Source organism: Pseudonocardia sp. ICBG601, from assembly GCF_020496245.1.
In genome coordinates this window covers 25001-46519 of sequence record NZ_JAHLJA010000220.1, presented here as the reverse complement: position 1 = coordinate 46519, position 21519 = coordinate 25001, and the positions used below count along the sequence as shown (strand labels likewise).

Here is a 21519-nt window from a genome sequence, read left to right as displayed (position 1 = left end):
GAGCATCGCCACCAGGGTGTCGGCGTTGACGTTGAGGAAGGTCCGCAGGATCCCGGTGAACCAGTCGACGGCGATGAGCAGCCCGACGGCCGCGAGGGGCAGTCCGAGGGTGGTCCCGAGGAACAGGGCCACGACGGGGAACCCGCCCGGCACGGTGATCGTGCCCATGTTGAGCAGGATCGCGAGGACCATCCCGAACGCGATCTGCCCGGCCGAGAGGTCGACGCCGCCGGCCTGGGCGAGGAACAGCACGACGATCGTGTAGTTGAGGACGGCGCCGTAGGAACCCATGGTCAGCCCCACCGACAGCGTGAAGTTGGCGACCCGGGGGCTGACACCGATCTTCTCGATCGTGGTGCGCAGGACGGTGGGATAGGTGACGGCCGAGCTCGTCGTCGTGACCGCGACGGCGGTCTGCTCGGCGAGCTTGCGCGGCAGGCGGGCGGTGTTGAGCCGGGTGCGCCCGGCGACGATCGCCACGAACAGTGCGGTGAGCAGGACGACGCCCAGCAGGGTGGTGCCGAGGTAGGCCAGGGCCGACCCGACCACGGCGAAGCCGATTCGGCCGGACAGGTCGGCGAGCAGTGCGAACACCCCGATCGGCGCGACGTACATGACCAGCCGGATCAAGGTGAGCAGGACCTGCTGGAACTGCCCCACGACGTCGAGGACGAGTGTGTTCCCCGTCGCGGTGACGTGCCGGTGGAGGGCGACGCCGAACAGCAGCGAGAACAGGATGATCGGCACCATCGCCGCCTCGGCCATCGACTCGACGACGTTGGTGGTGAAGAAGCCGAGGACCGTGTCCTGCCAGCTCTCCGGGGCCGCCGCGGCCGGCAGCGCGGCGTCCGGTGCGGCCGTCGCGACCATCCCGGCACCCGGGCGGAACAGCAGCCCGAGCACCACCGCGACCACCGCGGCCACGACCGACAGGCCGATCATCCAGGCGAAGGTCCGCAGCGCGAGCCGGCCGGTGCCGGATCCGGTCATGGACCCGCAGGCCGCGATCACCGAGGTCATGACCAGCGGCACGATCGCCATCTGGACGAGCCGGATGAAGGCGTCGCCGACGACCTTCAGGTTGCCGGCCCACTCGCCGGTCACCAGGCCGAACGCGATCCCGGCGACCGCGGCGAGCGCGATCAGGACGGCGGGATGCTTCATCGCGGCGAGTCTCATGAGGTCCTCACGTCGAGGGTGGCCGGGCCGCGGCGGCGGTCCCGGGTGTCGGTGGCGAGCAGGGCACGACCGGCGCGCTCGGTGACGATCTCCAGCGACGCGCCCATGTGCTGGTGCAGCAGGTGGCGGGCGGTGTCGAGCCGTCCGGCGAGGACCGCCTCACCGATGGCGACGTGCTCGGACACGGCCGCCTCGACGCGACCGGGGAGCACGTAGTCGTTCATCCGCACCCGCCGGATCCGGCGGTGCACGTCGGTCAGCACCGCGACGAGCTCGGGGTTGCCCGACGCCGCGAGCAGCGTGCTGTGGAACCGTTCGTCCTCCAGCACGAAGCCCGGACCCGCCTCGGGCGGCTCCTCGAGCATCCGGTGCCAGCGGGCCAGCTCCGCGCGGAGCGCCCCGGCGTCGTGCACGGTGCCCGGGTTCTCCCGGCACCGGTCGATCCCGCGCAGTTCGACCGCGATGCGGACCTCCCAGAGGTCGCGCACCCCCGCCAGGTCGGGGACGACGACCGAGTAGCCGTAGTCCTCCTCGCGCTGCAGGAGGCCGTCGGCGACGAGCCGGCCGAGGGCCTCGCGCACCGGGGTGCGCGAGATGCCGAACCGCGCTGCGAGCTTCGGCTCGGTGAGGCGGGTCCCCGCGCCGATGGTGCCGTTGACGACGTCGTCCCGCAGGGCGGCGTAGACGCGCTCGCGCAGCGGTGGCGGGCCCGCGTGCTCGACGGCGCTCGACATCGACGATTCTCCCCACCTGTTGTGTCCAGGGCTGGATACAGCAGGTGGAGACGGTAGGAGCGGCACGTTGCGTCGGCGTCTCGCGCCGGTGTCGTCGTGTTTCGTGCGGGTGTGCTCCCTTCTATTCTGGTGCTAGAATATCGGCCGTGGAACTGACCATCGGCGAGCTCGTCGTCCTCGGGGCACTGGCCGAGCGCCCTCGCCACGGCTACGACATCGAGCAGGTCATCGAGGAGCGTGGCGTCCGCCGCTGGACCGACATCGGCTTCTCCTCGATCTACTACCTGCTCGACAAGCTGACCGCCCGCGGCCTGGCCGAGGCCGACGACGACCGCCCCTCCCCGAAGGCCCGCCGCGTCGTCCGCATCACCGACCGGGGGCGCCGCACCGCGGCCGCCGACGTCCGGGAGCTGCTCTCCGACGCCGGGGTCCCCGCCCGCTCCTTCCTCGCCGGCCTCGCCCACTCGACCCTGCTGCCCGCGCACGAGGTCGAGGAGGCGCTCCGGGCCCGGCTCGCCGGGCTCGACACGCGGATCGGCGCGGTCGTCGCGGCCCGGACCGCACAGGAGCCACTCCCGTCGGAGGCGCGCGACGTCTTCTCGTTCTCCCTGTCCCAGCTGCATGCGGAGAGGTCGTGGCTCGCCGAGCGGGTCCAGGTGTCCGATGACTGATGCGTCCACCGGCGTCCCCTCCACGGGAGGCCTCCACTGCGAGACGACGGCGCTCGGCGCGCTCCTCGGGCACGCCGGCGTCCACCTCGACGAACCGATGCTGTTCGGGCTCGGTTCCGGGCTGTCGTACGTCTACTGGGACTCCAAGCGGCAGTCGGCGCCGTTCCTGGGTGGCCGGGTCAAGCCGTTCGAGCTGACCCGCACCCTCGCCCGCCGCCTCGATCTCGACCTGCGCGTGCAGGAGACCTCGTCCGCCCGCCGGGCGTGGGACCAGGTCCGCACCCTCGTCGACGACGGCGTTCCCGTCGGACTGCAGCTCGACAGCCACGACCTGGACTACTTCGGCTCCCGGGTCCACTTCGCGGGCCACGTCGTTGCTCTGCTCGGCTACGACGCGGACACCGCGTACCTCCTCGACACCGCGCAGCAGGGCGGCCGGGTCAGCACGAGCCTGGACAGCCTGGCCCGGGCGCGCGCCGCACGGGGGCCGATGTCGGCGCCGCACCGGTCGTTCACGTTCGGCCGGGTCCGGGAGCCGGTCGACCCCGGCCCCGCGATCGTGCCTGCGATCGTCGAGTGCGCCGAGGCGTTCCTGCACCCGCCGATCGCCAACATCGGGCACCGCGGCATCCGGACGACGGCGAAGCGCGCCGGGTCCTGGTTCGACCGCGTCGAGGACCCGCACCGGGACCTGCCGCAGATGGCGATGCTCATGGAACGGGCCGGCACCGGCGGGGCGCTGTTCCGCAACCTCTACCGCGACTTCCTCACCGCCTGCCTGCCGCTGCTCGACGACGCCGGCCCGGGTGAGCGCGTCGCGTCGGTCGAACGGGGCCGGGACCTGTACGCCGAGGCGGCGACGCTGTGGACCCGCGTCGCCGGACTCGTCGAGCGGGCCGGGCTGGACGAGGACCCGGCCGCCCTGACCGAGGCCGCCGGGCTGCTGCTGCGGATCGCGGACCTGGAGACCGCGGCGATGACCATCCTCCGGTCGCTCTGAGAGCGTGTTTGGAAATGGTGGGTGTGTCGGGATGGTCGACACGGCTGGGGTGCTCCATCGTGGTCGGCATGCAGGAACGACCGCGCCGGTACCCCTCGGACACCAGTGATGCCCAGTGGGTGGTGATCGAGCCGTTGTTACCGCCGCTCGCGCGGCGGGGGCGGCCTGTTGCTCATGCTCGTCGGGACGTGCTGGACGCGATCTTGTATGTCGTGCGGACCGGGTGTGCCTGGCGGGCGTTGCCGGTGGACTTCCCGCCCTGGCAGACCGTCTACTGGTACTTCAACCAGTGGGAACAGCAGAAGGTCACCGAGAAGATCCTCCCGGTCGTGCGGGGGCAGTTACGTATCGCCGAGGGCCGTGATCCGGAGCCGAGTGCGGGGATCATCGATTCCCAGTCGGTCAAGGGCGCCGACACCGTCGGCCAGGACTCCCGCGGCTACGACGCCGGGAAGAAGACAGGCGGACGGAAACGGTTCATCGTGACCGACACCCTCGGTCTGCTGCTGACCACGATGGTGTGCTCGGCCTCGGTACAGGACCGCGACGGCGCCAAGCCGATCCTGCTCAACCTCTACCTGCGCACCAGGGTGCGGTTCGTCTACGCCGACGCCGGCTTCGCCGGGCGACTGCTCGACTGGGCCGCCACGATCCTGCAGACAACGATCGAGATCATCCGCAAGCCACCCGAGCAGCGCGGATTCACCGTCCTCCCACGAAGGTGGGTGGTCGAACGGACCCTGGCCTGGCTCACCGCACACCGACGCCTGGCCCGAGACTACGAACGCCACCCCACCACATCCGAAGCCATGATCCGCTGGGCCGCGATCAACACCATCACCCGCCGCATCGCCCGTGGATACCCCGCCACCCGCCAGCAGAAACACACGACACCCTCAACCCACTAGAATTTCCAAACACGCTCTGAGCCGGGCCGGAGGTCAGCCGGTGGGCCGGTGCTCCTCCCGCGGCGTCATCGGGCGGTGCCCCGGGGCTTCGCCATGTGGACCAGCGCGTAGGTCCCCGCGTCGGTCCGGTGGGTCTCCCGGAACCCGAGCCGGTCGTAGAGCCGCAGGTTCGTGACGCTGTGCTCGCCGGTGAACAGCTCGATCACCGACACGCCGTCGTCGAGCTGCTCCTCCGCGTGGCGGAGCAGGCCCGACCCCAGGCCCTCGCCCTGCCGGTCCGGAGCGACCACCAGCCGGCTCACGACGGCGGTGCTCCCCGACCGGGTGATCCGTACGGCGGCGACCAGCCGGCCGTCGTCGCGGATACCCCAGGCGGTCACCGACCCGTCGGCCAGCTGTTCGCGGATCTCCGCCAGGTGCTCGGTGAGCGGCGGCAGGTCGATGTCCTCGTGCGCCCGGGCCTCCGGCACGTAGGCCGCACGCTGCAGGGTCAGGACCTCGCCGGCGTCGGCGGGCCGGAGGCGGAGGGTCCGTGCACGCGTGCGGTGGCTGCGGAGCTCCTGCGGCCGGGGTGCGTCGAGCAGCGCGTTCAGCTCGTGGAGCACCTCGGCCGGGTCGGCCCGGTCGTTGCCGAGGACGTCGTGGGCGGCACCGAGACCAGCGTCGTCCACGAGCCCCTTCTCGCCCAGGACCCACGCACCCCGCCCGGCCATGACGGCGTGCGCCGCCTGAGCGGTGGCGCGCGACATCATGCCGAGTGCGAGGGTCCGGTCGCCCCGCCGGACGTGCTGCTCGGCGATCGCCAGTGAGAACGCGGCGTTCCAGCGCCAGCGTTCCTGCGCCGCCTCGCGCAGGTCCGCGGGGTAGGCGATGGTCGGCAGCTGACCGGCGAGCACCTGGTTCACGGCGATCTCGCCGAGCGGGGTGTACGTGGGCAGCCCGGCGAGATGACCCTCGACCTGGTCGATCTCGAACCGGCCGTGGTCGGCGTCGGCGCGCCAGGCGTCGACGACGTCGAGGTCGCGCAGCAGCACGTCCACCGGTTCGCCCTCGACGGTCAGCCACGCCCCGCCGTTGACGATGCGTCCCCACTCGCCCGGCGGCGCGACGTGCCCGGCGAAGCCGAGGCGCCCGAGCGCCCGGGCGTCGAACCCGCCGCGGTAGTAGACGCCGAGGTCCCAGTCGCTGTCCGGGCGGTGGGTGCCCCGGGCCCGGCTGCCGCCCAGCGACACGGCGAGCACCCCGGGCAACGCGACGAGCCGCGGCAGGAGGACGTCCAGGACGGTCATGGGGCGATCGTCGACGGCGCCGCTCCCGGTGTCGACCGTGATCCGGGCCGCCGCCCGTCGCGGACGCCGGCCCGCGGTGGGCGAACCCGGTCGACACCGCTGCGATCCTGTCCCGGTGAGCAGCTCCCCGACCGTCCGCACGGCCACCCCCGCCGACCACCCCGAGCTGGTCCGCATCTGGCGGCGGGCGGTCGAGGCCACGCACACCTTCCTCACCCCGGACGACGTCGACGAGATCGAGACCGAGGTCCGCACGGCTGCCCTGCCCGCACTGTCGGTCCTGGTCGCGCAGCGCGCCGACGGCACCCCGGTCGGCTGGATCGGCACCGACGGCCACCGGGTCGAGGCGCTGTTCGTCGATCCGTCCGCGCACGGTCGGGCGTCGGCTCCGCGCTCCTGGCCGCGGCCACCGTCGGCACGGCGCGGGTGGAGCTCGACGTGAACGAGCAGAACCCGGGCGCGGTCGGGTTCTACGAGCGCCTGGGGTTCGTCCGGACCGGGCGCTCCGAGCGCGACGGTCGGGGCCGGCCGTTCCCGCTGCTGCACCTGCGCCGGGACCCCGGCTCCCCGAGCCGTCCGACCCGGCTCCTTCCACGACCGCCCTGCTGCTCGGTTACGTCGACTTCTACCGTGACCGCGTCCTCGACAAGTACGCCGCGCTGCCCGAGCCCGAGCGCACGGCCAGCAGGCTCCCGTCGGGCTGGTCTCCCGCGGAGCTGCTGCACCACCTCCGCTGCATGGAGCGCCGCTGGCTGGAGTGGGGCTTCGTCGACGCCGACCTCCCGGACCCCTGGGCCGACCACGTCGACGGGCTGTGGGCGCTGCCGTCCGGGGACGGCGCGGACGACGTCGCCGCCGCGCTCGCCGCGCAGGGCCGGCGTACCCGCGAGATCGCGGAGTCGGTGGGGCCCGGTGCCGCGGGGGTGCCGAGCGGGCGCTGGGCCGGCGCACCGCCCGCGACGATCGAGCGGACGCTGCTGCACGTCGTCCAGGAGTACGCCCGCCACCTCGGCCACCTGGACGTCGTCGTCGAGCTCGCCACCGGATCCACCGGCGAGTAGCCGCCTCAGGGCGCGACGCGGTGCAGGTCCCAGCCGTCGAGCGCGACGCCGGGGCGGCGCCAGGCGTGGCGGACGGCGGCGGTGTGGGCGAACACCGGTCCGGGCAGGTCGTCCGGGTCGGCCCAGGCCCAGGCGTCGATCGCGTGCGGCTCGGTCACCCGCAGCTCCGCCCCGGCGGGTGCGGGCACGTGCACCGCGAAGGTCACCCCCGCGCCGTCGAGCCGGACGCACACCGCGAACAACGTCCCCGTCGCCGCGACGACGCCGGTCTCCTCCGCCAGCTCGCGCAGCGCCGCGGCGACGACCGGCTCCCCGCCCTCCAGATGGCCGCCCGGGAACGACCAGCTCGGCGTCTCCCCGGCGGTGACCCGGTGCCCGACGGCGACCGCGCCGTCGGCGCGCTCCAGGACGACGCCGACACCGGACAGCGGACGCGGAAGGCTCACCACCGCAGTCTGCCGGGGCGCATCCTGGGGTGGTGGACCCCACCACCCTCGCCGCCGCCCGCGCCCGTGCCCAGGAGTGGGTCGGCTCGCTGCGCCACGAGCTCGACGACCTCGCCGACCAGCAGGCCCTGACCAGCCACGACGACGAGCACGACCCCGAGGGCGTGACGATCGCGGTGCAGCGCGCCCAGCTCCAGGGGCTGCTCGCCGCCGCGGAGCAGGAGCGCGACGACCTCGACCGGGCGGCGGAGCGCCTGGCCGCGGGCGGCTACGGGCGCTGCGTGGTCTGTGGCGGACCGATCGCGCCGGAACGGCTGGAGGCGCTGCCTGCCGCGACGACCTGCATCAGCTGCGCGTCGGACCCGCGCCGGCGTCGCCGCCGGTAGCGGGCGCGGGCGGCCGGGGCGGTGTCGGTGTCGGTGTCGGCAGGACCGTCACCGTCGGAGTGGGGGCGGCCGTGCCGGCGGGCGGGCGATCGGCTCCGGCTCGTCGTCGAGGGTCACCCCGCACCCGGTGACGAGCAGCAGCCCCAGCGCCGCGGTGCACAGCCGGGTCCTCACGTGTCCACCCCTGGCAACTCGACGACGACCCGGGTCCCGCCGCCGGGGCGTTCCTCCACCCACACCCGGCCGTCGTGGCGGCGCACGTGCGCGGCGACCAGGGACAGCCCGAGACCGGTGCCGCCGCCGTCGCCGCGGCTGCCGGCCAGGGTCCCACGGGCGAACCGTTCGAACACCGCCCGCCGCTGCTCGGGCGGGATGCCGGGGCCCGCGTCGTCGACCTCGATCCGGGCGAACCGGCCCCGGCGCGCGACGCCGATCCGCAGCGCGCCGCCGCCGTGTGCGTCGGCGTTGTCCAGCAGGTTGCCCAGGATCTGGTCGAGACGACGGCGGTCGACCCGCACGGTCACCGGCTCCGTGGCGTCGACCTCGGGGACGTGCTCCCCGCCGCGGACCGCGACGAGCCCCCGGACCAACGCGCCGAGCTCGCCGTCCTCCCGCTGCAGGGTGTCGCTGCGGGAGATCTCCAGCAGGTCCAGGACCATCCGGCGGAAGCGCTGGATCTCGCCGTCGAGCAGCTCGACGGCCTCCCGCGCGGTCGGCGCGAGCTCGGCGCGCCGCCGGGTCAGCACCGCGGCCGCGTTCACCAGCGTCGTCAGCGGTGACCGCAGCTCGTGCGCGACGGCCGCGGCGAACCGGGCGTCGCGCGACACCCGCTGCTCCAGGTCGTCGGCGGTCCGGTTGAACGTCGCGACGAGCGGGGCGAGCTCGGCGTCGGTGCTCGACGGCAGCCGTGCGGTCAGGTCGCCGCCGGCGATCCGCTCCGCGGCCCGGGTCACCGCGGTGAGCGGCAGCAGCGCACGCCGCCCGGCCCACTGGCCCAGCGCGAGCCCCAGCAGGGCACTCACCGCGACCCGGCGAACAGCACGACGCTGAGGAACTTCAGGTTGGCGTCGAGCCGCTGCATCGGGAAGACCTCGACGAACACGTCGCCGCCGGACATCGGCGCCGCGACGACGACGCTCGGCATCCCCGCCACCATCACCCGCTGTCGTGCCCCGGTCCCGTTCCCGGCCATCGCCAGCAGCCCCGCCGGAAGCGCCTCGGGATCGACCTCACGGCCGCTGGTCGTCCACGTCCCGTCGCGGCGCAGCGCGACCGTGGTGCCCGGGGTGCCCGCGAGGCCGGTCAGCAGGTCGTCGAGACCGCCGACGTGCGTGTCATCGACCAACGCCCGGTCGACGAGCTGGAGGTTCACCGCGAGCTGGCGGGTGGCGCTCTCCACCCGCTGCTCCACCAGGTAGTACGATGCGAGGCTCCAGGTGACCGCCGCGAACAACCCGGTCACCACCATCGACACCCCGGCGAACGCGACGCCGACCCGGTGACGCAGCGGAAGCCGGCCCAGTGGCAGTCGGTCCAGCGGCAGTCGGTCCAGCACGGACCGCATCCTGCCGCGCCCGCTCACCCACCGCGGCCCGACACCGGGACGACGCCCGGCAGCGCGGCGTCCGGTCCGGCGTCGCCGATCTTGTACCCGGCGCCGCGCACGGTCAGTACGAGGACCGGCCGGTCCGGGTCGAGCTCGACCTTGCGCCGCAGTCGTCGCACGTGGACGTCCAGCAGCCGGGTGTCGCCGTGGTACTCGTAGCCCCACACTCGCGACAGCAGCTCGTCGCGGGTCACGATCCGCCCGCCCGCCGCGGCGAGCTCGGCGAACAGCCGGAACTCGGTGCGGGTCAGGTGCACCGGGACGCCGTCCCGGAGCACCGTGCCCTCGTCCGGGCGCAACTCCACGTCCCCGACGGTGATCCGGCGTGGTGCCGCCGGTGCCGGACGCCGGCGACGCAGCAGCGCCCGGATGCGGGCGGCCAGCTCCCCGGCCACCAGCGGCTTGGTCACGTAGTCGTCGGCGCCCGCCTCCAGCCCGGCGATGACGTCGGCGCAGTCCGAGCGCGCGGTCACCATGATGATCGGCAGGTCACCGGTCTCCCGCAGCCGCCGGCAGACCGTGAGGCCGTCGATGCCGGGCAACATCAGGTCCAGCAGCACCACGTCGACGTCCGGCCGGGCGGCACTGACCAGGGCCTGCTCGCCGGTGTGCACCGCCTCGACGTCGACGCCCTCGTCGCCCAGGGCGAGACCGAGGGCACGCCCGATCCGGACGTCGTCGTCGACCAGCAGCACCCGGGTCCGGCCGTGTTCGCTCATGATGACGGCGATTCCACCGGATCCGGGCCGGTCCCGTCGACTCCGGCGCCGGGCCGGAGACGATCGTCAGGCGATCGCAAGCCGGACGGGTGCGTGACGGCGGCGCCGCAGCGCCAGCAGGTCTGCGGCGGCCCGCCGTCGCCGGTGGGGGAGGGCATCGCCCCGCAGTCCGTGCAGAGCCGGTCCAGCCAGCACACCGGGTCGCCGACCTCGGCCTCGTGGCCGTGGTCGGGGTGTCGTCCGGTGACCGGGGTTCCGGCGGACGGTGTGTCGGACACACCGCCATCGGACCACGGGGGTCACGCCCCGTCCAGGTATCAGGCCGCGGCGGCTCCGCGGCGGGGCGGGCGCACCACGGGGCGGCCGCGCAGCAGCGTTGCGCAACCGATCATCGCGACGGCGACGACCACCAGGGCCGCACCCACGACGTCCGGGGCGACGGCGGCGCTCAGCAGCGCGACGACGCCGCCGGCAGCGAGCACCACCCGCGACGCGACACGCGAGCGCGCGCAGACCAGTCCGGCCAGCCCGGTGACCAGGTGCAGAACGTTCTGCAGCACCGACACCGGCAGCAGCCCGGCGAGCACCGCGGTGCCGCCACCGGGCAGCACGGCGAGTTCGCCCGAGGTCACCCCCGGGACGAATCCCAGGGCTCCGACCAGCAGGAACGCCACGGCGAACGCCGCCGCGACCGGCTGTACCGGGGTGAAGGGCCGGGAGAACCCGCCCGTCGTGCGCATCATCGACCCGACCTCCTCGGTCCGTCGTCCTCCGGCGCGCCGCTGCGCCCTGTCCGACGGCGGTTGCCCGGCCGGACCCGCTCCCAACCCCGGGAGCGACGCACCTCACGTGGCGGCGCGGGCCACCAGGACGGAGTTGACGACGTCGGTGCGCGGGTGCACCTCGAGGAGCACGTCGAGTGCGGGCAGGTCGGCCGGGACGATCTCGGGGTAGAGCAGCGTCCGCAGCCCCGCGGCGGACCGGACGAGCAGGGTCGCGCCCGGACCGGTCGCCGTGACCAGCCGGGCGGTGATCGCTGCCTTGGCGGCGGCGTCGGCACCGACCAGCGCCCCGACGAGCACGAGGTCGGCCCGGCCCAGCTCGTCGGCGAGGGCGGGGGACAGCCGCGGGTCGTCGAGGTCGGCGACCAGACTGCGGACCCGCCCGTCGGTCCCGAGGGCGGCGGCGACCGCGTCCCCCGCGGCGGCGGCAGCCCGGTCCCGGTCGACGTGCAGCACCTGCGCGTCGTGCTCGGTGGCCAGCACCAGACCGGTCAGGGGCAGCGGCCCCGACCCGAGCACGACGACGCGGCGCGGCGCCGGCAGGCCGACGGCGGTCAGCGCGGCGAGCTCCAGCCGGACGAGGTCGTGATAGTTGCCCAGGTAGGGGAACCGTTCCAGCTCGGCCCGGGCGTCGGGGGCGGCGGCGATCCGGTCCGCCCAGTGGCTCTCCATGTGGCCCTCGCCGGTCGCGGCGAGGGTCCGCAGGGCGTCCGAGTGCGGGGCGACCCGCGCCAGGACGCCCTCGGTACAGCCCGCGGGCGGAAAACAACAGAGCCCGACGAGCTCGCCGAACGCGTCGTCGGTGTCCTGGGCGGGCCGCAGGTCGGTGCGCTCCAGCCGTCGTCGCAGGGCCACGAGGCGGGACGCGACATCGGCGACGGAGCCGTCGTCGCGCGGACGGCGGGGTGCGGGGAAACCGGGCGCGGTCGTCCGACTGCTCTGCGTGGTCACGATGATCCACCGTAAGCCAATGACAATCATGTCGGGCTCGTTCGTCCGGGTGGCAGAAAACCTGAGCGATCGCTCTACAATGTGGCCGGTAACGGACAGACGGGGAGGAGCCCGGCGATGTGGGGATGGCTCGCGCTCGCGATCGGCGCCGAGGTCACCGGAACGGTGGCGCTGCGGTTCTCGCAGGGTTTCAGCAGGCTGGTGCCGTCGATGATCACGGTGGTCGGCTACGGGCTGGCGTTCTGGTCGCTGTCCCAGGCGCTCGGCCGCGGGATGTCGCTCGGGGTCGCCTACGGCACCTGGGCCGCGGCGGGGGTGGCGCTCGTCGCCCTGATCGGGGTGTTCTTCCTCGGTGAGTCGCTGACCTGGGTCCAGCTCGGCGGGATCGGGCTGGTGATCGCCGGGGTGCTCGCCCTGGAGCTGGGTGGTGCGACCTCGCATGCCTGATCCGGCGGGACCGGACACCCCCGGGGGCGACGGCCGCCGCCGTCGGGGGGACCGGCGCCGTCGCGAGCTGGTCGAGGCCACGCTGCGGCTGGTCGGCGCGGGTGGGGTCGCCGCGGTCAGCCAGCGGGCGGTCGCGGCGGAGGCGGGGGTGCCGCCCAGTGCGGTCTTCTACTACCACCCCAGCGTCGACGCGCTGCTGGTCGCGACCCTCACCGCGGTGAACGACCGCTGGATCGCCCGGCTCGACGCGGTCACGACCCCCGACGACCTCGTCGCGCTCGTCGAGGACTGCGCCCGTCAGGAGCGGGTCACCGCGATCGCCGAGTACGAGCTGTTCCTGCTGGCCGCGCGGCGCCCGGACCTGCGCGGAGAGCTGGACCGCTGGGACGCCGCGCTCGACGCGGCCGCCGCCCGGCTCCTCCCCGACGACGCCGACCGGCGCGCCCTGCTGGCCGCCGCGGTCAACGGGCTGACCCTCGGCGGGGCGCTCGGCTCGCCGGTCGACGCCGGTCTGCTGGCCCGGCTCTGCGCGGCCGGAACCGCCTGAGTCCCCCGCGCCGGGATACCGTGGTGGCATGAGCGCCGAGCGCCTCTCGGAGTCCGTGGAGAACTACCTGAAGACCATCTTCCTGCTCTCGGAGCGGTGGGAGGGGTCGGTCGGGGTCTCCGCGCTGGCCGAGCGGCTGCAGGTCTCGTCGCCGTCGGCGTCGGGGATGGTGCGCAAGCTCGTCGACGCCGGGCTGGTCGACCACGCCCGCTACGCCGGGATCACCCTCACCCCGGCCGGGCGGGCCTCCGCGCTCGCCGTGGTGCGCAGGCACCGGCTGCTGGAGATGTTCCTGGTCACCGAGCTGGACCTGGCGTGGGACGAGGTGCACGAGGAGGCGGAGGCGCTCGAGCACGCGGTCTCCGACCGGTTGCTCGACCGGATCGACAGCCGGCTCGGGCATCCCCGGTTCGACCCGCACGGCGATCCCATCCCGGCGAGCGACGGCACGATGCCGGTGGTCCACGCCCGCCGGCTGCCGGACCTGCGCTACGGCGAGGGCGGCACCCTGGTCCGCGTCGACGACACCGACCCCGAGGTGCTCCGCTTCCTCGACGCGCACGACGTGCGCCTCGGCGACCGGGTCGACCTGTTGACCCGCAAGCCCTTCGAGGGGCCGTTCGTGGTGCGGCTGCGCCGTGACCGCGAACAGACCCGTCCCGCACCGGCCGAGGTCGAGCACGAGTGGGGCCCGACGCTGGCGATGGCCCTGTGGGTGGGCGCCGTCGAGGGGGCCGGCTCGGGCTGAGCACGACGGAGGCCCGGCCCCGCACGACGGCGGGACCGGGCCTCGGGATCGAGCGGCGGGAAGGTCAGCGCGCGGCGTCGGCCGCGCCCGCCTCACCGTTGCTGCCCTGCGTGTTCAGCGAACCGTCGGCGTTCTCCAGGTGCGCCCGGACGAACCACTGGTACTGCTCCAGCTCGCCCGCCTGGGCGATGAGCATGTCCTCGGTCACCGGGTCGAGAGCGCCGACCTTCTCGATCTGGGTCCGGTGGTCGGAGATGACCCCGGTGTAGACGACGTCGAGCGCGCCGAGGTGGGCGATCGCCTGGTCGCGGCCGATCGAGTAGTCGTCCCAGGTGCGGTCCCTGACCAGAGCGCCGGGGGTGCCGTTCGGCGAGCCGCCGAGGGTCGCGATGCGCTCGGCGACGTCGTCGACGAACCCGCGACCCGCGTCCACCTGCGGGTCGAGCATCTCGTGCACCGCGATGAAGTTCGGGCCGATCACGTTCCAGTGCACGTGCTTGAGCGTGAGCTGGAGGTCGTTGAGGGCGTGCAGACGGTGCTGCAGGATGTCGACGACCTGCTCGGCGTCGCCGCGCTCGAGGCCGGGGACGGTGTAACGGATCGTGGCCATGGTCTGTGCAGTCCTTCCGTAACGGGTGCGTTGCTCAGGACGCCGCAGTGCGGGGGTCGTCGTCCTCGACGGGCTGGGCGGCGAGATGGACGCCGTCGCCGTCGGGGGTCTCGTCGACCGGGGTGTCGCTCTGCTCGGTCGGGACCGCGTTCTCGTCGTGCTGGTCCTTCTCCGGCGTCGTCATGACAGGCGGGTACCCGGTCGGCGGGATTTCATGTCCGCCGTCGCCACGCCGGCCGAGCGGCTCAGGTGTCGAGCTTCTGCTCCCGCGCCGACCCGCCGGCGCCGGTGAGGTGCTCCAGGGTGCTGGTGACGCGCAGCAGCCGCTCCAGCGCGCCGGAGCGGTTGTCCAGGTGCAGCACGACCCCTGCGGCGTGGGTCCGCCTGCGGACCATCAGCAGCGACGACAGGCCGTAGGAGTCGCAGTACTCGATCCCGGCGCAGTCGATCCGCAGCTCGCGGATACCGGGCCGCTCGTCCAGCAGGGCGGCGACGGCGTCGGCCAGGGCGTCGGAGGTGGCGTAGTCGAGGTCACCGTCCGGCGCGACCGTCACGAGGTCGGGCGCGGGGCTGGTCCAGGTGAGGGACAGCTCTCGCGGGGCGCTCATGCGGGCCTTCCGGTTCGGTGCAGGGTCGCGGCGTCGGGATCTGTGTCGGTGCCGGAGCCCTCGGTGACGGCGACGGTCGGGACGGGGGAGCCCGGGCCGCGGGTGAGCGCCGCGGACGCGGCCGCGTGCCGCAGCAGCGCCGCCGCCCGGGTGAAGTCGCGCAGCTCGTCGCCGAGCAGATCCAGGACCGGGCGCAGGACGGCCACCGGGACCGACCGGGCCTCGAGTACGTCGGCGGTCCAGCCGAGGAACTGCTCGAACAGCTCGGCGTCGCCGGTGTAGAGGGCGACGGCGAGGAAGTCGACCACGTGCCGGACGTCCTCGGCGGTGTGTCGGCGCTGGTCGTCGTCGTAGTCGGCCATCGCCGGGACACGCTCGGGCAGGCGGTCCAGCACCGCCGCGACCAGCCGCGGCGCACCACGGGTGACCAGCGTGTACTCCTGGTCGGACAGGTGCGGCAGGTCGTCGAGCGGCTGGGCGTGCGGGTGCGCCGGGGCGGGCAGCCCGTCGGCGAGGGTCCGTGCGGCGGCCCGTGCGTCCGGGGCCCAGGCGTCGGCGCCGAGCAGCCGGGCGTAGCGGCCGTCCGGCCCGAACGCCCCGCCACCGACGATCACCGGGACGCCCGCGGCCTGGCAGGCCGTGATGGTGGCGTGCGCGGTCGGCAGCCGGGTCGCGATCGACGACGACAGCGCCACCGCGTCCGGGCCGGTCCGGTGCAGGTGGGTGACCAGGTGCGCCGCGGGGACCTGCGCACCCAGGTAGTCGACACTGAACCCGCGCAGCCGCAGCACCTCGGCCAGCAGCCGGGCGGGCAGCGCGTGCCACTCGCCGTCGACGCAGGCGACGGTGATCCGGCCCAGGTCGCCGCGGCGACGCCCGCTGGACAGCGCCAGGGTGCTGATCACACGCTCGTTGATCGCGGTCGCGGCGTGCTCCTGGGCGACGGAGATGCGGTTGGCCGCCCACTCGCGCCCCACCCGCCGCTGTACTGCGCCGATCACCTCGAGCAGCACCGTCTCGGCCTCCAGGCCGTCGCGCAGCGCGTCCACGACGACGTCGACCGCGGTGTATTCGTCGCTGCGCAGCACCGCGTCCCACAGCAGGTCGGTGTAGCGCCCGGCCGTCATGCGGTGTACCTGCCCCGGCTCGAACCACCCACCGCGGTGAGGTGTCGGCCGCGCGGCGCGGTGACCGCGAGGAGGGCCATGTCGTCGTGGGCGTTGCGCCCCACCCACTCGGTGGCGAGCATCTGCACCCGCTCGACGACGGCCTCGGCCGGCATCCCGGCGCACTCGGCCGCCGCGCGACGCAGGCGCTCCTCGCCGAACTGCTCGCGGCCCAGCGGGCCGCCCTGGGCCTCGGTGATGCCGTCGGTGTACAGCAGACAGGTCTCGCCGGGCCCGAGCCGGGTCTCCCACGTCGACGCGTGGACCTCGGGCAGCGCCCCGATCAGCGTGCCGAGCGTCGCCGCGTCCTCGACGCGGCCGTCGGCGCGGATGATCATCGGTGGCGGGTGGCCCGCGCAGGTCAGGCGCAGCCGGACGTCCGCCCCGGCGCGCGCCACCGACGCCAGCACCAGCGTCACGAAACGGGCGTGGTCGTCGGACAGCAGCGCGTTGTTGAGCAGGCGCAGCAGCCGCAGGTGGTCGTCGGCCATCGGCAGCAGCGCGTGCACCGCGCTGCGGATCTTGCCGGTGAGCACGGCGGCCTCCAGGCCCTTGCCGCACACGTCCCCCAGCACGGCGAGGGTCTCCTCGGACCCGTCCACGCCGGAGTGCACGTCGTAGAAGTCCCCGCCGACCCGCTCGGAGTCCTGCGCCAGCCGGTAGCCACCGGCGAACTCGACGCCGCAGACGTGCTGCAGCGACGGCGGCAGCAGGTCGCGCATGAGGACCTCGGTGATCGAGGCCTGCTGGGCGAACATGCGGGCCGCCGACATCGCGAGTCCCGACCGGGCTGCGAACTCGCGGGCGGTCGCCTCCTCGCCCTCGCTGAACGGCCCGGTGTCGGCGCGGCGCAGGAGCACGATGGCGCCGGCCGGGATGCCGTGCCCCGGCAGCGGGGTGACGACGATCGAGCCGACGTCACCGAACCCCTCCGGTGTCACCCAGGCGGGAGCGACGGCGGGGTCGATCCAGCGCGAGGGGACCGGCGGGTAGCCCTGCAGTGCCTCGGCCAGGCCGGGGACCTCGTCCGGGTCGACGTGCAGCATCCGGTGCCGCAGCGGGCCGCCGCTGACGGCGTCGACGACCTCGAACTGCCCGCGGGTGCCCGGGGTCATCACGAGCGCCCCGTCGGCCAGCCGGCTCACGGCGAGCTGGGCGGTGACCTCCATGCAGCGACGGAGGTTCAGCGAGCCCAGCAGCGCGGCCGAGGCCTCGGACAGGAACGCGGCGCGGGCCTGCTCCAGGTGCAGCTCGTCGCGGATCGACCGGACGTCGGTGACGTCGAACAGCCACCAGGTGACCGAGCCGTCCTCGTGCCGGACGGGCTGGGCCTCCAGCGCGCGGCCGTCGACGACGTCGGAGAACGCCCGGGGGATGCTCTGGTCACAGCCGCCCGCGGTCGCCAGCCACGGGGCGACCCGGGACACCGGGTCCCCGACCCGGACCCGGGGCAGCAGCGGGCGTGCGGCGTCGTTGGCCTGCAGCACGGTCCCGTCGGTCCCGACGGTGAGTGCGGCACAGGGGGCGTTGGTCCAGCGCCGATCGACCACGGCCGGCGCGTCCGGAAGTACGGTCGCGTCGCCGGTCGTCGGCTCCAGTTCGGTCACATCAACTCCTGGCCCGGTGCGGGCCGCTTGTCGGCGCCCGGGGAGACCCGGGACGCGGAACTGCCCCACCGTACCGCGCATCGGACCCGTGTCCCTCCGTGGCGCGCAGCGTCGCGGATCAGACCGGGCCGGGGAGCGTGGCCGGTCCGGGGCCCTCGCCGCGCAGCGGCCGCGCCGACCGCGGGTCCAACGGGTCGACGGTGCCCGCGTCGCGCAGCGTCCCGTCGCCGGGTCGGCGCAGTGAGCGGACCCCGGCGTCGGCGAGGGTCACCAGCGGCACCGCGAGCAGCGCTCCGGGGACCCCGCCGACGATCAGACCGGCGCTGATCGGCAGCACCACCGCGAGCGGGTGCAGCCGCACCGACCGGCCCAGCAGCAACGGCTGCAGGATGTAGCCCTCGACGTTCTGCACGATCAGGAGCAGACCGATCACGAGTAGCGCGTCCACCCAACCGCCGGAGGCGAGCGCGACCAGCACCGCCACGATCCCGGTCACGACCGCGCCGACGGTCGGGACGAACGCGCCGAAGAAGATCAGCGTCGCCAGCGGGACGACCAGCGGTACGCCGATCAGCCACAGGCCGACCGCGGCGGTCACCGCGTCGACCGCCGCGACGACGACCGTCGCCCGGGTGTAGCCGACCAGCGACGCGAACGCCCGCCGGCCCGCGACGTCGGCCCGGCGGCGCACGTGCTGCGGCGCCGCACCGAGGACGAACCGCCAGATCCGCGCTCCGTCGTGGATCAGGAAGATCAGCACGAACAGCATGAGCAGGGTCTCGGCGGCCAGCTCGCCCGCGGTGCCCAGGGCGCCGATCACGTTGTTCGCCAGCGCGGCCTGGTTGCGTTGCAGCGTGTCGAGCACCGACTGGAACACGGCCGCGAGCTGGGTGTCGTCGAGCCGGAACGGCGGGCCGGCCAGCCGGTCCCGCAGCGCGACGACGGTCTCCCCGATGCTCGCCGACAGGCTCGGCAGCCCGTCGAGGAACGCCGCGACCGCCCACCACAGCACCCCGACCGCCACCGCCAGCCCGCCCGCGACGACGACGCCCGTCGCGACGCCGCGGGGCACCAGCGGCACCCGGTTCACGACCCGGGCCACCGGCGCGAGCAGCGCGGTCAGGATCAGCGCGAGCACCACCGGTACGACGAGCACCGCGAGCTGCGCGATCAGCCACAGCACGACGGCGACGGCGGTCGCGACGAGCAGACCGCGCCAGGCCAGGCTCGACGCGGTGACCAGACCCCGGGGGATCCGCGGTTCCTCGGTCACCGCGGCCTCCTGGATCGGGTGTCGTCGGGCTGGCGGTTGCGTGACGTCACGACGGTAGTCCGCCGCCGCCGTCCGGGCCCGTCACGGGCAGGGTGAGGACGAAGGTGGCGCCGTCGTCGTCGGGCGGGCAGGTGAGCTCGCCGCCGTGCGCGCGGGCGAGGCCGCGGGCGATCGCCAGGCCGAGCCCGGCGCCCCCGCTGTCCCGGTCGCGGGCGTCCTGCAGCCGGACGAGCCGGTCGAAGACGCGCTCGCGGTCGCCGTCGGCGATCGGGGTGCCGGTGTTGCGCACCGAGACCGAGACGGTCCCGGCCGCCAGGTCGGCCCGGGTGACGACGTCGATCCGTCCGCCGGCGGGGGTGTGCCTGCGGGCGTTGTCGAGCAGGTTGGCGAGGATGCGCGACACCGCCTGCGGGTCGGCGCGCACCGTGGCGGGCTCCCCGCGGCCGTCGACGGTCAGGCCGGGCGCGAGCACCGCGGCCCGTTCGGTCTCGGCGCGGGCGATCCCGGCGACGTCGACCTCCCGGGGCGCCACCGCGGTGCCGCCGTCGATGCGGGCGAGGTCGAGCATGTCGGTGACGAGCCGCCCGGCCCGGCGCGTCTCGCCGAGCAGCAGTTCCAGGCGTCGGGCCCGCCGTGCGGGGTCGGCGTCGAGCCCGGACCGCTCCAGCGTCTCGGCGACGGCGGTGATCCCGGCCAGCGGCGTCCGCAGCTCGTGCGCGGCGTCGGCGAGGAACACCCGGGTCCGCTCGGCCTCCTCCCGGGAGCGCCGCGCGGCGTCGGTGAGGGCGTCGAGCATGCCGTCCATCGCCGCGGCCGCGGTGCCGAGGTCGGTGTGCGGGCGGTCGGGCCGCAGGCGTGCGTCGCGTTCGCCGGCGGTGATCCGCCCGGCGAGCGCGGTCATCCGGTCCAGGGGACGCAGCGCGGTCCGCACGACGAACGACACCGCCCCGAGGGCGACGAGCAGGGTCAGCAGCACCGACCCGGCCAGCACCGCGCGCAGGCCGTTGCGGACCTGGGTGACGTCGGCGGCGTCGGCGACGAGCTCGACCTCCGCCCCGTCGGTGGCGTCGAGGGTCACGGTGCGGCTGCCGATGTCCGGCGGGACGGGTGGGCGCCCGCCCGGGACCGGGGCGGCCGGCACGACGGCGGGGTCGTCGGTGTGCTCGTCCCCGGCGTGGTCGGTGGTGTCGCCCCCGGTGTCGTCGCCCCCGGTGCGGTCCCCACCGGGGCCGCGGTCCCGGCGCCCGCCGGGCGGCGGGGTGCCGGGTGGGCTCAGACCGGGGTCGCCCATGACCTTCCCGTCGGCGGTGGTCACCTTGATCCGGATCTGCTGCCCGGAGAGCTGGTGACCAGCTCCTCCGGGGTGGCGCCCGCGGCGATCAGCTGCTGGGCCTGCACCACCCGGCCCCGCAGTTCGGAGTCCAGATCGGACTCCAGACGGGCCCCGAGCAGCACGTCGACGAGCACCACCACCAGGACCAGCAGCACCGCCACCACCCCGAGCACCGCGGCCGTGACCCGGCGGCGCAGCGACGGCGTCGCGGTGCGGGCCCGTGGTGTGGTGCGGGCCGGCGCGGCGGCGGAGCTCATGCCGGTCCGCGCAGCGAGTAGCCGAGGCCCCGCACGGTGTGCAGCAGCCGGGGGCCGTGGGCCTCCAGCTTGCGACGCAGCGCCGACACGTGGACCTCGACGAGGTTGGGGTCGTAGGCGTCGTAGCCCCAGACCGAGCGCAGGATCTGCGCCTTGGAGACGGTGCGTCCGCGCTGCTCGGCGAGGTAAGTGAGGAGCCGCAGCTCGGTTGCGGACAGCTCCAGCACCGTCCCCCCGCGGGCGGCGACGGCGGCGTCCGGGTCGAGGACGAGGTCGCCCACCTGCACCGCGGACGGCAGCCTGCCCCGGCGACGCAGCACCGCCGCGACCCGGGCGACGAGCTCGTCGAGCGCGAACGGCTTGAGGACGTAGTCGTCGGCGCCGGAGTCGAGCCCGCGGAGCCGGTCGGTCAGCGCGTCGCGCGCGGTGAGCATGACGATCCCGGCGTCCCCGTACCCGCGCACGACGTCGATCAGCTCGAACCCGTCGCGCCCGCCGGGCAGCATCACGTCCAGGACGACGAGGTCCGGCCGGAACGCGGCGAGCCGCTCCTCGAACGCGACGCCGTCGACGACGCCCTCGGCCACGTGCCCGGCGTCGGCCAGCGCGTCCACGACGGACTCGCGGATGGCGTCGGAGTCCTCGAGCACCAGGACCCGGGTCGTGGGGCCACGGCTGTCGTCGTCCTGGCGTGTGCTCACCGGACAAGGGTGCGCCGTGCGGCTGAGGGGGAGCTGAAGGACCCGCCGGATTCAGGTCCGTCTCAGGTACCGCGGGCACTGTCGAGCCGGACACCGAGACGACGAGCCACCCGGCCCGCGGCACGGAGAGGAAGAGATGACCCTGCTCGACGTGATCGTCCTGATCATCGTGCTGGCCGCCGCGATCGGCGGGTTCCGCCGCCTCGGCGGCGTGGCCCGCGCCGGGCGCCTGCTCGGCCTCGTGGTCGGCGCCGGCCTCGGCGCCGCCTGGGGCTCGAACCTGGCCCGCTACGGGGACACCCCCGACTCGGCCTGGCTGTGGGGCCTGGCCGGGGTGATCGCAGGCCTGCTGCTGGGCTCGCTGGTCGGCGGGTTCCTCGGCGGACTGGTCAGCCGGGTTCTCGCCCGCGGCAAGCTGTCCTTCCTGGACCGCATCGTCGGCGCCGTCACCGGCGCCGTGACCGCCCTCCTGGTGATCTGGCTGGTCTCG

Annotated in this window: 27 protein-coding genes and 2 pseudogenes (1 of these 29 running past the window's edge); 10 read left to right on the top strand and 19 right to left on the bottom strand. The window is 74.6% G+C overall.

The genetic code is table 11. The features are described 5' to 3' along the window. Positions 1-3 precede the first annotated feature (3 nt). Positions 4-1164 (bottom strand): annotated as a pseudogene (locus KPL57_RS61885) (dicarboxylate/amino acid:cation symporter); the annotation flags it as partial. 11 nt (positions 1165-1175) lie between these two features. Next, entirely contained in the window at positions 1176-1913 is a 738-nt protein-coding gene (locus tag KPL57_RS61880) for a GntR family transcriptional regulator (protein ID WP_226359073.1), read from the bottom strand. Between the two features lie 146 nt (positions 1914-2059). Here KPL57_RS61880 and KPL57_RS61875 point away from each other — a divergent pair, with 146 nt between their 5' ends. The 3 genes and pseudogenes from KPL57_RS61875 to KPL57_RS61865 all read left to right on the top strand — a co-directional run. Next, a complete protein-coding gene (locus tag KPL57_RS61875; protein ID WP_226359072.1) occupies positions 2060-2584 on the top strand; it encodes a PadR family transcriptional regulator in 525 nt (174 codons plus the stop codon). After that, entirely contained in the window at positions 2577-3584 is a 1008-nt protein-coding gene (locus tag KPL57_RS61870) for a BtrH N-terminal domain-containing protein (protein ID WP_226359071.1), read from the top strand. The genes KPL57_RS61875 and KPL57_RS61870 overlap by 8 nt, the downstream gene beginning before the upstream one ends. A gap of 14 nt (positions 3585-3598) precedes the next feature. Continuing rightward, positions 3599-4508, top strand: a pseudogene (locus KPL57_RS61865) (IS5 family transposase); the annotation flags it as partial. Positions 4509-4557: 49 nt separating this feature from the next. On the opposite strand, the gene KPL57_RS71400 reads toward KPL57_RS61865, so the two are convergent. Continuing rightward, positions 4558-5781 carry a GNAT family N-acetyltransferase gene (locus KPL57_RS71400; RefSeq protein WP_308253387.1) on the bottom strand — a complete coding sequence of 408 codons (1224 nt, stop codon included), beginning with the start codon at positions 5779-5781 and terminating at the stop codon, positions 4558-4560. 115 nt (positions 5782-5896) lie between these two features. On the opposite strand from KPL57_RS71400, the gene KPL57_RS61850 reads away from it, so the two are divergent. Next, entirely contained in the window at positions 5897-6223 is a 327-nt protein-coding gene (locus tag KPL57_RS61850) for a hypothetical protein (protein WP_226359070.1), read from the top strand. Further along, positions 6141-6842, top strand: a complete 702-nt coding sequence (locus KPL57_RS71395; RefSeq protein ID WP_308253391.1) for a DUF664 domain-containing protein — start codon at positions 6141-6143, stop codon at positions 6840-6842. Before KPL57_RS61850 ends, KPL57_RS71395 begins: the two co-directional genes overlap by 83 nt. A 5-nt stretch (positions 6843-6847) precedes the next feature. Here the strand turns inward: KPL57_RS71395 and KPL57_RS61840 are convergent, their stop codons facing one another. Next, positions 6848-7288, bottom strand: a complete 441-nt coding sequence (locus KPL57_RS61840) for an NUDIX domain-containing protein (protein ID WP_226359069.1) — start codon at positions 7286-7288, stop codon at positions 6848-6850. 32 nt (positions 7289-7320) lie between these two features. Here KPL57_RS61840 and KPL57_RS61835 point away from each other — a divergent pair, with 32 nt between their 5' ends. After that, a complete protein-coding gene (locus tag KPL57_RS61835) occupies positions 7321-7674 on the top strand; it encodes a TraR/DksA C4-type zinc finger protein (protein ID WP_020621482.1) in 354 nt (117 codons plus the stop codon). Between the two features lie 48 nt (positions 7675-7722). Here KPL57_RS61835 and KPL57_RS68835 read toward each other — a convergent pair whose 3' ends face one another. The 6 genes from KPL57_RS68835 to KPL57_RS61810 all read right to left on the bottom strand — a co-directional run bounded on the left by KPL57_RS68835 (position 7723) and on the right by KPL57_RS61810 (position 11732). Continuing rightward, on the bottom strand, positions 7723-7848 hold the full coding sequence (locus KPL57_RS68835; protein ID WP_264200022.1) for a hypothetical protein: 126 nt from the start codon (positions 7846-7848) through the stop codon (positions 7723-7725). Continuing rightward, a complete protein-coding gene (locus tag KPL57_RS71390; protein WP_226359068.1) occupies positions 7845-8696 on the bottom strand; it encodes a HAMP domain-containing sensor histidine kinase in 852 nt (283 codons plus the stop codon). The genes KPL57_RS68835 and KPL57_RS71390 overlap by 4 nt, the downstream gene beginning before the upstream one ends. Next, positions 8693-9229: a hypothetical protein gene (locus KPL57_RS71385; RefSeq protein WP_226359067.1), complete on the bottom strand. Its 537-nt coding sequence runs from the start codon at positions 9227-9229 to the stop codon at positions 8693-8695. The genes KPL57_RS71390 and KPL57_RS71385 overlap by 4 nt, the downstream gene beginning before the upstream one ends. 23 nt (positions 9230-9252) lie before the next feature. Then, positions 9253-9999, bottom strand: coding sequence for a response regulator transcription factor (locus tag KPL57_RS61820; RefSeq protein ID WP_226359066.1), 747 nt, complete (start codon positions 9997-9999; stop codon positions 9253-9255). A 317-nt stretch (positions 10000-10316) separates the two neighbouring features. Beyond that, positions 10317-10742 carry a DUF4383 domain-containing protein gene (locus tag KPL57_RS61815; protein ID WP_020621478.1) on the bottom strand — a complete coding sequence of 142 codons (426 nt, stop codon included), beginning with the start codon at positions 10740-10742 and terminating at the stop codon, positions 10317-10319. A gap of 102 nt (positions 10743-10844) precedes the next feature. Then, complete coding sequence (locus tag KPL57_RS61810; RefSeq protein WP_226359065.1) at positions 10845-11732, bottom strand: nicotianamine synthase family protein; 888 nt, start codon at positions 11730-11732, stop codon at positions 10845-10847. Positions 11733-11849: 117 nt separating this feature from the next. On the opposite strand from KPL57_RS61810, the gene KPL57_RS61805 reads away from it, so the two are divergent. The 3 genes from KPL57_RS61805 to KPL57_RS61795 are packed head-to-tail and all read left to right on the top strand — an operon-like array spanning position 11850 to position 13474. Continuing rightward, on the top strand, positions 11850-12179 hold the full coding sequence (locus tag KPL57_RS61805) for a multidrug efflux SMR transporter (protein ID WP_020621476.1): 330 nt from the start codon (positions 11850-11852) through the stop codon (positions 12177-12179). Then, positions 12172-12726, top strand: a complete 555-nt coding sequence (locus tag KPL57_RS61800; protein WP_075308730.1) for a TetR/AcrR family transcriptional regulator — start codon at positions 12172-12174, stop codon at positions 12724-12726. Before KPL57_RS61805 ends, KPL57_RS61800 begins: the two co-directional genes overlap by 8 nt. Positions 12727-12754: 28 nt before the next feature. Continuing rightward, positions 12755-13474, top strand: coding sequence for a metal-dependent transcriptional regulator (locus KPL57_RS61795; protein WP_020621474.1), 720 nt, complete (start codon positions 12755-12757; stop codon positions 13472-13474). Positions 13475-13538: 64 nt separating this feature from the next. Here KPL57_RS61795 and KPL57_RS61790 read toward each other — a convergent pair whose 3' ends face one another. The 9 genes from KPL57_RS61790 to KPL57_RS61750 form a co-directional block, all read right to left on the bottom strand. Further along, a complete protein-coding gene (locus KPL57_RS61790) occupies positions 13539-14084 on the bottom strand; it encodes a Dps family protein (protein ID WP_226359064.1) in 546 nt (181 codons plus the stop codon). Between the two features lie 34 nt (positions 14085-14118). Further along, positions 14119-14268, bottom strand: coding sequence for a hypothetical protein (locus tag KPL57_RS61785; RefSeq protein ID WP_226359063.1), 150 nt, complete (start codon positions 14266-14268; stop codon positions 14119-14121). Positions 14269-14329: 61 nt separating this feature from the next. Then, complete coding sequence (locus KPL57_RS61780; RefSeq protein ID WP_226359062.1) at positions 14330-14692, bottom strand: STAS domain-containing protein; 363 nt, start codon at positions 14690-14692, stop codon at positions 14330-14332. Continuing rightward, on the bottom strand, positions 14689-15819 hold the full coding sequence (locus KPL57_RS61775; RefSeq protein ID WP_226359061.1) for a B12-binding domain-containing protein: 1131 nt from the start codon (positions 15817-15819) through the stop codon (positions 14689-14691). The genes KPL57_RS61780 and KPL57_RS61775 overlap by 4 nt, the downstream gene beginning before the upstream one ends. After that, positions 15816-17465: a PP2C family protein-serine/threonine phosphatase gene (locus KPL57_RS61770; protein WP_226359060.1), complete on the bottom strand. Its 1650-nt coding sequence runs from the start codon at positions 17463-17465 to the stop codon at positions 15816-15818. Before KPL57_RS61770 ends, KPL57_RS61775 begins: the two co-directional genes overlap by 4 nt. 118 nt (positions 17466-17583) lie before the next feature. After that, positions 17584-18738, bottom strand: coding sequence for an AI-2E family transporter (locus KPL57_RS61765; RefSeq protein ID WP_226359059.1), 1155 nt, complete (start codon positions 18736-18738; stop codon positions 17584-17586). Between the two features lie 46 nt (positions 18739-18784). After that, the gene (locus KPL57_RS61760; protein ID WP_226359058.1) at positions 18785-20053 is read right to left on the bottom strand and encodes a cell wall metabolism sensor histidine kinase WalK; all 1269 of its coding nucleotides are present in this window, start codon (positions 20051-20053) and stop codon (positions 18785-18787) included. Continuing rightward, positions 20050-20328 carry a hypothetical protein gene (locus KPL57_RS61755; RefSeq protein WP_226359057.1) on the bottom strand — a complete coding sequence of 93 codons (279 nt, stop codon included), beginning with the start codon at positions 20326-20328 and terminating at the stop codon, positions 20050-20052. The genes KPL57_RS61760 and KPL57_RS61755 overlap by 4 nt, the downstream gene beginning before the upstream one ends. After that, positions 20325-21029 carry a response regulator transcription factor gene (locus KPL57_RS61750; RefSeq protein ID WP_226359056.1) on the bottom strand — a complete coding sequence of 235 codons (705 nt, stop codon included), beginning with the start codon at positions 21027-21029 and terminating at the stop codon, positions 20325-20327. Before KPL57_RS61750 ends, KPL57_RS61755 begins: the two co-directional genes overlap by 4 nt. 136 nt (positions 21030-21165) lie before the next feature. On the opposite strand from KPL57_RS61750, the gene KPL57_RS61745 reads away from it, so the two are divergent. Continuing rightward, a protein-coding gene (locus KPL57_RS61745; RefSeq protein WP_020622564.1) for a CvpA family protein crosses the window boundary here: on the top strand, positions 21166-21519 show its 5' portion. The gene runs 165 nt beyond the window's last position; the window shows 354 of its 519 coding nt (coding positions 1-354); it begins with the start codon at positions 21166-21168; its stop codon lies off the right edge, out of view.

Bases quoted from the DNA above. Each gene is read 5' to 3' on its own strand.
- KPL57_RS61880 (WP_226359073.1), bottom strand. From the start codon at position 1,913: ATGTCGAGCGCCGTCGAGCACGCGGGCCCGCCACCGCTGCGCGAGCGC.
- KPL57_RS61870 (WP_226359071.1), top strand. From the start codon at position 2,577: ATGACTGATGCGTCCACCGGCGTCCCCTCCACGGGAGGCCTCCACTGC.
- KPL57_RS71400 (WP_308253387.1), bottom strand. From the start codon at position 5,781: ATGACCGTCCTGGACGTCCTCCTGCCGCGGCTCGTCGCGTTGCCCGGG.
- KPL57_RS61820 (WP_226359066.1), bottom strand. From the start codon at position 9,999: ATGAGCGAACACGGCCGGACCCGGGTGCTGCTGGTCGACGACGACGTC.
- KPL57_RS61815 (WP_020621478.1), bottom strand. From the start codon at position 10,742: ATGATGCGCACGACGGGCGGGTTCTCCCGGCCCTTCACCCCGGTACAG.
- KPL57_RS61805 (WP_020621476.1), top strand. From the start codon at position 11,850: ATGTGGGGATGGCTCGCGCTCGCGATCGGCGCCGAGGTCACCGGAACG.
- KPL57_RS61800 (WP_075308730.1), top strand. From the start codon at position 12,172: ATGCCTGATCCGGCGGGACCGGACACCCCCGGGGGCGACGGCCGCCGC.
- KPL57_RS61795 (WP_020621474.1), top strand. From the start codon at position 12,755: ATGAGCGCCGAGCGCCTCTCGGAGTCCGTGGAGAACTACCTGAAGACC.
- KPL57_RS61790 (WP_226359064.1), bottom strand. From the start codon at position 14,084: ATGGCCACGATCCGTTACACCGTCCCCGGCCTCGAGCGCGGCGACGCC.
- KPL57_RS61785 (WP_226359063.1), bottom strand. From the start codon at position 14,268: ATGACGACGCCGGAGAAGGACCAGCACGACGAGAACGCGGTCCCGACC.
- KPL57_RS61780 (WP_226359062.1), bottom strand. From the start codon at position 14,692: ATGAGCGCCCCGCGAGAGCTGTCCCTCACCTGGACCAGCCCCGCGCCC.
- KPL57_RS61775 (WP_226359061.1), bottom strand. From the start codon at position 15,819: ATGACGGCCGGGCGCTACACCGACCTGCTGTGGGACGCGGTGCTGCGC.
- KPL57_RS61755 (WP_226359057.1), bottom strand. From the start codon at position 20,328: ATGAGCTCCGCCGCCGCGCCGGCCCGCACCACACCACGGGCCCGCACC.